General features: G+C 66.5%; 5 protein-coding genes. 1 reads left to right on the plus strand and 4 read right to left on the minus strand.

The window, feature by feature from the left end; genetic code table 11:
• Nucleotides 1-64 precede the first annotated feature (64 nt).
• On the minus strand, nt 65-655 hold the full coding sequence (locus VW23_RS19180) for a chemoreceptor glutamine deamidase CheD (protein ID WP_176730441.1): 591 nt from the start codon (nt 653-655) through the stop codon (nt 65-67).
• 168 nt (nt 656-823) lie between these two features.
• On the opposite strand from VW23_RS19180, the gene VW23_RS19185 reads away from it, so the two are divergent.
• Nucleotides 824-1,177: a hypothetical protein gene (locus tag VW23_RS19185; RefSeq protein WP_069911155.1), complete on the plus strand. Its 354-nt coding sequence runs from the start codon at nt 824-826 to the stop codon at nt 1,175-1,177.
• 84 nt (nt 1,178-1,261) lie between these two features.
• On the opposite strand, the gene kynU is transcribed toward VW23_RS19185, so the two are convergent.
• The 3 genes from kynU to VW23_RS19200 form a co-directional block, all read right to left on the minus strand.
• Entirely contained in the window at nt 1,262-2,482 is a 1,221-nt protein-coding gene (gene kynU, locus VW23_RS19190; protein WP_069911156.1) for a kynureninase, read from the minus strand.
• A gap of 188 nt (nt 2,483-2,670) precedes the next feature.
• A complete protein-coding gene (locus tag VW23_RS19195) occupies nt 2,671-4,191 on the minus strand; it encodes a sugar ABC transporter ATP-binding protein (RefSeq protein ID WP_069911157.1) in 1,521 nt (506 codons plus the stop codon).
• Nucleotides 4,191-4,889 (minus strand): ABC transporter permease (locus tag VW23_RS19200; protein ID WP_069911158.1); only part of this gene is annotated, 699 nt, incomplete at its 5' end. The genes VW23_RS19195 and VW23_RS19200, both read right to left, overlap by 1 nt.

Below are 4,889 nucleotides of genomic sequence, written 5' to 3' on the forward strand. Positions count from 1 at the left end.
GTCCATCGGTGATCACCGCACCACCCCCTCCCTCAATCCCTCCCCTCAAGGGGGAGGGAAGCACTCAGAACAGTTCGATGTCGTCGACCACCGGCTTGGTGATGACGCTGCGGCGGCTGGCCGCCACGGCCAGTTCTTCCCTGGCGATCGAAGCGTTGGCGGTATTGTCGAGCCGCTTGATGAAGGCGCGGCCGGAATAGGGCTTGAACATCACCCGGCGCGCGTAACTGCCGCCGAGGTCTTCCTTGGCCATCTCGTAGCCTTCGTTGGCGAGGAACTCGCGCACGAACTCGATGTTCTTGAGCCCGATATCGTCGAGCGCGCCATTGATCTTGCCGCCGCCGAACACCTTGATCTCGAGGTTGGCTTTGCGGCCGGTGCCGCGCGTCAGCACCTTGTTGATCAGCTGTTCCATGGCGAACGCACCGTAGCGCGCCGAAGCGCCGTAGCGATCCGCCGCCGAGGCCGATTGCTCAGCAAGGAGGAAATGGTTCATCCCGCCGACATTGGCGACCCGGTCGCGGACGCAGGCCGAAACGCAACTGCCGAGCACGGTCGAGAAGGTCAGGTCCACCTCGTTCGACACCAGGCAATCACCCTGATGTACGGTCGTCACCACACCACGATCGAACTCGGGAGGCAGTGAACTCGACATGACCATCGTAAGGCAGATCCGAGAAAGAGTGGCATGTCATCGTTACCGTCAATTCGTTAGTGAAGCGCTAACCAAAAGCCTCGCGTCCACCCTGATGCCGCTCCATTCGCAAGGAGCCATTCAGAAATCCACGCTAGGGTCCAATCGCACTACGGGGGTTTTCTCTACATGTCTCTGCAAAGGCTCGCCCGCGAGCTCGATGAAACCGCGCGTCAGACCGCCGGCATGGTGGAAGGCGTCACCCTGGCCCTCGAACTGCTCGCCGACAAGTCGGTCTCGGCCGACGAGGCGCGCCGCGAGGCCGCCCGGATCATCATCAACGCCCTGCAGGGCCAGGACCGTATCGAGCAGCGCTGCCAGAACATGGCGCTCGCCGTCCGCCAGTTCGCCCTGCTGCCCCCCGATGCCCCGCAATCGGTCTATGACGAGATCTGGTCGAGCCTGGTGCTCGACGAGTTACGCGTCCCCGCCCTCTCCGGCAGCGCCAGCTTCGGCGTCCACGGCGAAGCCGAGCTGTTCTAGGGATAGGACCAAAGCCAGAGGACCGTGGCCTTCTCCCCTTGTGGGAGAAGGCGCTCCCCGAGAGATCGGTGGGCTAGAGCAACGTCAAACCACCTTGGCCCGCACCTTGTAGCGCGGCTGATCCCAGGCTCCGGTGCGCATCACCTCGCCAAGAATTTCCGCCGCCCGCTTGACCTCGGCGAAGCTCAGATAGAGCGGCGTCAACCCGAAGCGCAGGATGTCGGGTTCGCGGAAATCCCCGATCACCCCACGCTCGATCAGCGCCTGCATCACGGCATAGGCCTCGGGATGCCTGAGCGATACCTGGGTACCGCGCCGCGCCGGCTCGCTCGGCGTCGCCAGTTGTAGCTCCGGCGCCAGCCGCTTCACCTCGTCGGTGAACAGCTCGAACAGCCGATCCGCCTTGGCCCGTAGCGCGCCCAGATCGACCCCATCGAACACCTCGAGCGCCGCATCGAGCGCCGACATCGACAGCACCGGCGGCGTCCCTACCCGCATCGCCCCGATGCCTGCCGCCGGCCGATAGGTCTCGGCAAAGCTGAACGGCGCCGCATGCCCCAGCCAGCCGGTCAGCGGCTGTCGCAACCCCTCGAGATGCCGCGGCGCCGCATAGACGAAGGCCGGCGCCCCCGGCCCGCCATTGAGATATTTGTAGCCGCACCCGACGGCGAAATCGGCATCCGCGCCGCTGAGATCGACCGGGAACGCCCCGGCCGAATGGCAGAGATCCCAGATCGTCAGCACGCCAGCCCGCTGCGCCGCCGCCGTCAGCCCGGCCATGTCGAGCCGCGCCCCGGTCCGGTAGTTCACCTCGGTCAGCAGCAGCACGGCGACGTCATCGCCCAGTGCCGCCTCGATTTCGCTGGCCTCCACCAGCCGCAGCTCGTGCCCCTGCCCCAGCAGCTCCGCAACGCCCGCCGCGATATAGGCATCGGTCGGGAAGTTGCCGCGCTCCGAGACGATCACCTGGCGCCCCGGTCGTAGCCGCAGCGCCGTCACCAGCACCTTGAACAGGTTCACCGAGGTGGAGTCGGCGACCATCAACGTCTGCGGCGCCGCGCCGATCAGCCGCGCGATCCGCTCGCCCACCCGCCCCGGCAGGTCGATCCAGTCATGTGTGTTCCAACTGCGGATCAGGCCCTCGCCCCACTGCGTCGCCACCACCTCGGCCATCCGCCCCTTCACGGCGCGCGGCAATGCCCCGAGCGAGTTGCCGTCGAGATAGATGATGCCATCAGGCAGGTCGAACAGGGCGCGCGTGCGGGCAAACGGGTCGGCGGTGTCGAGGGCGGTGATGTCGGTCATGGGGTGATCAATAGCGGGTATCAGGCCGGCTCGAAACACTGGTTAGTTCAGGCAATCCACCGGCGTCATCCCCGCGCAGGCGGGGACCCAGTGGGATGCTTCAGACGCCGATGAGCTTTGATAGATCGCACTAGGTTCCCGCCTGCGCGGGAATGACGCCGGTGGGGATGAGAGCAGGAGCGCAATTGCTACTCCGCCGCCACCACCTCGTCCGCATGCCGGTGGATGGCCCCCATCACCTTCCGGCTCATCGCCTCGTAACTGCGATCATTGTCAAAACCGTCGACGAGGCGGAACTCGTGCATCACCAGGATACGGTCGGCCAAAGCCACCATTTCCGGCAGCTCCGACGAGATCAAGAGGATCGCCAGCCCGTCATCCGCCAGCTTGCCGATCAGCTCGTGGATATAGGCCTTGGTCTTGATGTCGATGCCGACCGTCGGCTCGTCGATGACCAGCAGGTCGACCTTCGCCGCCAGCCACTTGGCCAGCGACACCTTCTGCTGGTTGCCACCTGAGAGGTTCCCCACCGACTGCTCGAGGCTGGGCGTGCGGATCTCCAGCTGCCGCGCAAACGGCTCGGCGGCCTTGCGCTCCCCGGCCGCCGTCTGGAAGCCGAGGAACCTCGCCAGCCGGTCCCAGATGGTCATCGCCACGTTGAAGCGGATCGGATGCAGCAGCACCACGCCCTCATATTTCCGGTCTTCGCTGAGATAGCCGATACGGTGCCGCTTCAGCGCCTCCTCGACCGAGCGGATCACTGCCGGCTTGCCGTCAATCGACAGGCTGCCGCCGGTGACTTTGTCTTTCCCCACCAGCGCCCGCGCCAGCTCGGTGCGCCCCGCGCCGACCAGCCCGTAGAGCCCGAGGATTTCGCCGCGCCGCAGCGTGAACGAGATATCGCGGTGCCCGGCAGCCGTCGCGACGCCCTTGGCCTCGAGTTTGACCGCGCCGGTCGCCGGCTTGGGCGGCCGCACCACGGCGATACGCTCGGCCCGCCCGATCATCGCCTCGATCAGCCGGCCACGGCTCATATTGGCGATCGGCTCGCCGATCAGCGTCGTCTCGCCATCGCGCAGCACCGTCACCCGATCCGAAATCGCCAGCACTTCCTCAAGCTTGTGCGACACGAACAGGATCGCCGCGCCCTCCGCCTTCAACCGCCTGATCAGCGCGAACAGCGCCTCCGCCTCCTCGCCGGTCAGCGAGGCGGTCGGCTCGTCGAGCAGCAGCACCTTCGCCTCATGGCTCAGCGCCTTGGCGATCTCCACCATCTGCATCTGCGCGACGCTCAGGTGCCGCACCTCGGTCCGCGTGTCGACCACTAGCCCGATCATTTCGAGATATTTCTTCGCCTCGGCATTGGCCCTGGCGTAGTCCACCAGCCCGGCGCGCCGCGGCAGGTTCTCGAGCAGGATGTTCTCGGCCACCGAGAAGCGCGGGATCAGGTTGCGCTCCTGGTGCACCGCCGAAATCCCGAGCCGGATCGCGTCGCGCGGGCTACTGAGCGAAATCTCGGTTCCGTCGAGCAGCAGCCGCCCGCCATCCGGCCGGTGCACCCCGGTGATGATCTTGATCAGCGTCGACTTGCCGGCGCCGTTCTCGCCCATCAGCGCATGCACTTCGCCGGCTCTGAGCTCCAGGGCCGCATCCTTCAGCGCCCGGACGCCGGGGAACGACTTGCTGGCCTTGTCGACCGTCAGCGCCATCAGCTCTCTCCCACCCGGACGGCGCGATAGCGGTTGAACCACACCGCGACGAGGATCAGCGCCCCGAGCAGGAACTGCACCCAGTAGGGGTCGACCTTCACCAGCACCATGGCGTTCTGGATCAGCCCGATCAGCACCACCGCCAGGAGCGTGCCGACGATGGAGATCGCCCCACCGGCAAGGCTCGCCCCGCCGATGATCGGCGCGGCGAATGAGATCACCAGCCAGTCCGACCCGATGGTGGGCTGCGCCGAGCCGAGCTGCGCCACCGCGAGGATACCCGCCACCGCCGCCAGCAGCCCCGACAGCACGTGCGCCGAAATGATTGCCCGCGGCACCGACACGCCGCTCAGTTGCGCCGCCGGCGCATTGCCGCCCACCGCCAGCATGTGCCGCCCCGGCACGGCTCGCGAGAAGAACAAAGCCAGGAGCACCGTGACCAGCAGCGGCACGATCAGCAACAGCGGAAACAGCCCAAGCCGGCCATTGCCGAACGCCACGAAATCCGCTGGCAGGTTGTAGAACGGCACCGCCTTGGTGATCCCGAGGTTGATGCCGGCAAAGGCCGAGGCCGTCGCCAGCGTCACGATGAAGCCATTGATCCCGGTCTTGACCGTCAGCCAGCCATTGACGAACCCGGCCGCCCCGCCCGCCGCCGCCCCGATCATGATCGCCGGCAGCGTCGGCACGCCCAGTGC

Origin of the sequence: Devosia insulae DS-56 (assembly GCF_000970465.2) — a bacterium.
In the GTDB taxonomy this organism is placed as follows: Bacteria; Pseudomonadota; Alphaproteobacteria; order Rhizobiales; family Devosiaceae; genus Devosia_A; species Devosia_A insulae.

Coding starts and splice junctions, on each gene's coding strand:
- VW23_RS19180 (WP_176730441.1), bottom strand. CDS start 655: ATGTCGAGTTCACTGCCTCCCGAGTTCGATCGTGGTGTGGTGACGACC.
- VW23_RS19185 (WP_069911155.1), top strand. CDS start 824: ATGTCTCTGCAAAGGCTCGCCCGCGAGCTCGATGAAACCGCGCGTCAG.
- kynU (WP_069911156.1), bottom strand. CDS start 2,482: ATGACCGACATCACCGCCCTCGACACCGCCGACCCGTTTGCCCGCACG.
- VW23_RS19195 (WP_069911157.1), bottom strand. CDS start 4,191: ATGGCGCTGACGGTCGACAAGGCCAGCAAGTCGTTCCCCGGCGTCCGG.